The sequence below is a fragment of the Bradyrhizobium sp. genome (assembly GCF_049581145.1).
GTDB lineage: Bacteria > Pseudomonadota > Alphaproteobacteria > Rhizobiales > Xanthobacteraceae > Bradyrhizobium.
Genome location: NZ_JBAURI010001289.1, coordinates 1 through 4,606 on the forward strand (window position 1 = coordinate 1; position 4,606 = coordinate 4,606).

The window sequence follows — 4,606 nt, forward strand, 5'->3', positions numbered from 1 at the left end:
GCTGCAGCTTTCACGACCGTTGTCCAATCGCGCAGCCGCGCTGCCGCCAGGAGCGGCCGCTGCTCCGTGCGGTCTTGGGTGGCCGCATGGTGGCCTGTCACTACGACCTGCTCGATCAACCCGCCGAATTGCCGCGCGCCGCCGCCGCGGCGAGGTAGCGGAAACATGAAAGAATGGAGTCTCGCTGATGCGTTGGCACAATCTCGGCGACCTCGTCGATCGCAATGGCAATCTCGACAAGGAAGCGATCATCGACCTGGCGCTGCCGGGCGACGCGCGGGTCTATACCCATCGCGAGATCGATCGGCTGGCGAACGGCGTTGCCAGATACCTCACCGGCCGCCGCTTCGACCGCGGCACCCGCATCGCAATCGTCTCGTTGAATCGTGCGGAATATGCCATCGCCTATTTCGGCATCATGCGCGCCGGGCTTGTCGCGGTGCCCGTCAACATCAAGCTGGCGCGCGACACCATCGACTATGTGATGGATGACGCCGGGATCGCCATGGCCTTTGTCGATGCCGCCAGCCGGCCTCTGGTGCGCGACGGCATCCCCGTGATCGATTTTGACGATGCCGGTCCGGGCGGCTTCGCCGCCACGATCCAGCCCGCCGATTTCGACAGCGTCGGGGCTGCTTCGGACGAAGTCGGCCAGATGCTCTACACGTCCGGGTCGACTGGACGGCCCAAGGGTGTGCCGTTGTCGCATCATGGGCAACTCTGGGCGCTCGCGACCCGCACCAGTGGCGCTCTGAACGAGAGCGAGCGCTATGTCATCGCCCAGCCGCTGTTCCACATGAACGGCCTGTTCGCGCTGAAGACGATCTTCGCCACCAATGCATCGGTGGTCTTGCTGCCGGCCTTCGAGACCCGGGGCTATATCGAGGCGATCGCCAAATACAGGGTGACGGCGGCGACGGCGGTGCCGACGATGTGGGCGCGGGTGGTCAAGGAGACCGAGTTGCTCAAGCGGAACGATGTGGGGTCGGTGCGCCGGCTGATGCTGGGTTCGGCGCCGATGACGATGGGGCTGTGGAACAAGATCAAGCAGGTGCTGCCCAATGTGACGCTCTCGATCGGCTACGGCACGACGGAAGCAGGGCCTGCGGTGTTCGGACCGCACCCGGAGGGGACTGCGACCCCGCCGCTGGCGCTGGGCTATCCCATCAACTCCGACACGGTAAGGTTGATCAACGGCACCGAGAATGAAGGCGTGCTGCTGATGCGAAATCCGGCGTTGATGACGCATTACCACAACCTGCCGCAGCAGACCGCCAAGGCGATCGTGGACGGTTGGTACGACAGCGGCGATGTGATGCGCCGCGACGACAACGGGTTCTACTACTTCGTCGGCCGTGCCGACGACATGTTCGTCTGCTCGGGCGAGAACATCTATCCGGGCGAGGTCGAGAAGCTGCTCGAGCGTCACCCGAAGGTGCAGCAGGCCGTCGTGGTGCCGCTGCCGGACGAGGAGCGCAGCCAGGTGCCGGTCGCGTTCATCGTCACCCGCGCCGACGCGCAGCCGAGCGTCGACGAGATCAGGCGGTTCACGATCGCCAATGGACCGGCCTATCAGCATCCGCGGCGGATCGAATTCGTCAGTGAGCTGCCGTGGGCCGGCACCAACAAGATCGATCGCAAGTCGCTGATCGAACGGGCGCGCAAGCTCGAGGCTGCGCGCGGATGGTCGGCCTGAGCCCGCGGCCGGCAAGGCTGCTCTGGTGATCGGGGCAAGCCGGCATATCGGACGCGCCATCGCGAGGCTGACGAGGGGGCGCCGCCGCGGTTCACCACAGCGCGGCTGCCGAAGCCGCGGCGGCCGTGACAAGAACCGAGGGATCGCATCATCACTGATCTGGCGCTCGCCGATACGCCGGCCGGTCCTGCCGGCCGTATCGCAGATCGTCTGCGTGAGCGCGGTCAGGCCTTGGTGAAAAGGAGCCAGCTCGCTGCGATCTCGCGATGCCGCAAGCCGTGCTACGCTGCATTGGCCTTCGCGTGCTGGATCGCGCGCCAGACCCGCTCGGGGGTCAGCGGCATATCCATGTGCTTGATGCCGTAGTCCGACAGCGCGTCGATCACCGCGTTGGCGATGGTCGCGAGGCTGCCCGCGCAGCCGGCTTCGCCGCAGCCCTTGGTGCCGAGCGGATTGGATTTGGCCGGCGAGGGATGGTCGCCCACGATCATCGGCGGAATGTCTTCCGCGCGGGGCAGGGCGTAGTCCATGAAGGAGCCGGTGATCGGCTGGCCGCTCTCGTCGTAGCTGACCTCTTCCATCAGCGCCTGGCCGATGCCCTGCGCGACCCCGCCATGCAGCTGGCCGGCGACGATCATCGGATTGACGATAGTGCCGAAATCGTTGACGCCGGTGTAGCGCACGATCTTGACCACGCCGGTGTCCGGATCAATCTCGACCTCGGCGACGTGACAGCCGTTCGGGAAGGTCGAGGGCGTCTCCTTGGTGGCGTGATCGACGTCGAGCGAGGCGGGCACGCCCTCGGGCACCTTGCCGTCGCGCAGCCGCTCGGCCAGTTCCATGATGCCGATGCCGCGGTCGGTGCCGGCGATGGTGAAGCGGCCGTTTGCGAATTCGAGATCGGCTTCGGCGGCTTCGAGAAAATGCGCCGCTGCCTGCTTGCCCTTGGCGACGACCAGCGCGGAAGACTCGACGATCGCCTGGCCGGTCGCGGTGATCGAGCGCGAGCCGCCGGTGCCGTTGCCGAAGCGGACCAGATCGCTGTCGCCCTGCTCCAGCGTGATCCTGTCGAAGGGCACGCCGAGTTGCGCGGCAAGCACCTGCGCGAACGGCGTGGCGTGACCCTGGCCATAATCGAGCGTCCCGGTGGTCAGTTTCACCGTGCCGTCCGGCTCGAAGGTGATCTTGCCGAGTTCGCCGCTCGGCGGCGCGGTGACCTCGAGATAGGAGCCGACCGCGATGCCGCGCAGCAAGCCGCGTCTGCGGCTTTCGCGTTTGCGCTGGGCAAAATTGGCGTGATCGGAAATCTCCAGCGCCTTGCTGAAGACCCCGGCGAAGTCGCCGCTGTCATAGGTGACGCCGGAGGCGGCGGCGAACGGCAGCTGCGCCGGCTTGATGAAATTGCGCTTGCGCAGGGTCAGCCGGTTGATCCCCATCTCGTCGGCGGCGCGGTCGATCAGCCGTTCCATGTAGTAGTTGGCCTCGGGCCGGCCGGCGCCGCGGTAGGCGCCCATCAGCGTGGTGTTGGTCAGCACCGTCTTGATGTCGACGGCCAACAGCGGCGTGCGGTAGACGCTGGCGAGATTCTTGCCGGTGTTGAGCGACAGCGGTCCTGGCGCCACGCCGGTGATGTAGGCGCCGAGATTGCCGTAGCCGGAGAGGCGCACCGCCAGGAACCTGCCTTCGGCGTCGAGCGCGAGCTCGGCATGGATCAGCTGGGCGCGGCCCTGGCTGTCGGAGAGAAAGCTGGTCGAGCGCTCGTCGGTCCATTTCACCGGACGGCCGAGCTGTTTTGCAGCATGCAGGATGCAGGTATATTCGGGATAATTGAGGTTCTTCATGCCGAAGGAGCCGCCGACATTGGCGGTCAGGATGCGAACCTTCTCGGCCGGCACGTTCAGGATCTTCGCCAGAGTCGCCTTGTTGCCGGAGACGCCCTGGGTCGGGACCTGCAGTGTGTAGCGCTCGGTCGCCTTGTCATAATGCCCGAGCGCGACGCGCGGCTCCATCGAGACCACGGCGACGCGGGTATTGACGATGTCGAGCTTCGTGACATGCGCGGCGCTGGCGAACGCCGCCGCGATCTTGTCGGCATCGCCATAGTGATAGTCGAGCGCGACATTGTTGGGGATGTGGTCGTAGAGCTGCGGCGCGCCCGGCTTGACCGCTTCGGCGGCGTCGGTCACGGCCGGCAGCGGATCGATGTCGAGCATGACGGCTTCGGCGGCATCGCGCGCCTGCGCGACCGTCTCGGCAACCACGAAGGCGACGGGATCGCCGACGAAGCGCACCTTGTCGGTCATCAAGGCCGTGCGATTGGTCTGCAACAACGGCGTGCCGTTGCGGTTCTTCAGCGGCAGGCCGCAGGTGAACGGGCTGTAATTGGACGCGGCCAGGTCGAAACCGGTCCAGACCCCAAGCACGCCCGGCATCGCCTTGGCAGCGTCGGTGTCGATGCCCTTGATGACACCATGCGCGTGGCTGGAACGCACCATCCAGGCATAGGCCTGCCCGGGCAGGCTGAAATCGTCGGTATATTTGCCCTTGCCGCGCACCAGCGTGTCGTCCTCCTTGCGGCGGACAGGCTGGCCAACGCCATATTTTTGCAGTGCAATGGCGTTTTCCAGGAAGGATGGCGGTAGATGGTCTTGCATCGGAAATGCCCAGTTTTGCACGATTTTCGCAGCCTTTGACCCAGATAACGCACGGATGGGGCTCCGACAACGCCTGATTGGGTATGGTCCCATGTGGTGGACATGTGATGGGTTGTTGCACGGCCTTCAAGCGCTGCTAGAGTTTCGGATGAAAACGGGTTCCGGGCCGGATGGCCACGAAAGATTTTTGAATGAAGGATGACACGCGGCTTCGCGAGGGCCTGATGCCGCGCGACGAGCTGCACAGGCTTGGCGC

2 protein-coding genes are annotated in these 4,606 nt (G+C 65.4%); one reads left to right on the top strand and one right to left on the bottom strand.

Going from position 1 to position 4,606, the window contains the following annotated elements:
- Positions 1-187 precede the first annotated feature (187 nt).
- Positions 188-1,696 (top strand): class I adenylate-forming enzyme family protein, encoded by a 1,509-nt coding sequence (locus WCB02_RS41070; protein WP_423968504.1) that lies wholly within the window; start codon positions 188-190, stop codon positions 1,694-1,696.
- Positions 1,697-1,977: 281 nt separating this feature from the next.
- On the opposite strand, the gene WCB02_RS41075 is transcribed toward WCB02_RS41070, so the two are convergent.
- On the bottom strand, positions 1,978-4,350 hold the full coding sequence (locus WCB02_RS41075) for a xanthine dehydrogenase family protein molybdopterin-binding subunit (RefSeq protein ID WP_423968506.1): 2,373 nt from the start codon (positions 4,348-4,350) through the stop codon (positions 1,978-1,980).
- Between the last annotated feature and the right edge of the window lie 256 nt (positions 4,351-4,606).

Coding starts and splice junctions, on each gene's coding strand:
- WCB02_RS41070 (WP_423968504.1), top strand. CDS start 188: ATGCGTTGGCACAATCTCGGCGACCTCGTCGATCGCAATGGCAATCTC.
- WCB02_RS41075 (WP_423968506.1), bottom strand. CDS start 4,350: ATGCAAGACCATCTACCGCCATCCTTCCTGGAAAACGCCATTGCACTG.